The following is a 426-nucleotide window of genomic DNA, read 5'->3' as shown; positions in this document are numbered from 1 at the left end:
CATCTAGCCATCCAAGAAAGTGAAATATTCTCTCACTTGAGCCAGAAAAAGAAACGCTCACCAACTCGGGTGAGCGTTAATAAATTCATAGACTTAGAATAGTTCTAGTGCTTTATGTCGTAAAGCATCACTACCCCCAGTATTACTGAGTAGGCGTTATTGAGCTAAACGCTGTCTTACCGCTTCGAATAGGCAGATACCTGACGCTACAGAAACATTCAGGCTAGACACGCTGCCTGCCATTGGAATCTTAATCAGATCATCGCAAGTTTCACGCGTTAAACGGCGCATACCGTCACCTTCCGCGCCCATCACTACAGCCAATGGGCCCGTTGGCTTCGCTTGGTAAATATCATGCGTTGCTTCTCCTGCCGTACCCACAAACCATACGCCCTGCTCTTGCAGTGCACGCATTGTACGAGCTAG

Annotated in this window: 1 protein-coding gene; it reads right to left on the bottom strand. The window is 47.7% G+C overall.

Features of this window, described 5'->3' with window-relative positions:
• Positions 1–156 precede the first annotated feature (156 nt).
• On the bottom strand, positions 157–426 hold a 270-nt coding region (locus tag FTW16_RS15450; protein ID WP_315897546.1), incomplete at its 5' end, for a TrmH family RNA methyltransferase.

The sequence above is a fragment of the Vibrio sp. T20 genome (assembly GCF_007858795.1).
GTDB classification, from domain to species: domain Bacteria; phylum Pseudomonadota; class Gammaproteobacteria; order Enterobacterales; family Vibrionaceae; genus Vibrio; species Vibrio satsumensis.
The sequence above is the reverse complement of the archived record's forward strand: the minus strand, read 5'-3'. Positions and strand labels throughout refer to the sequence as shown.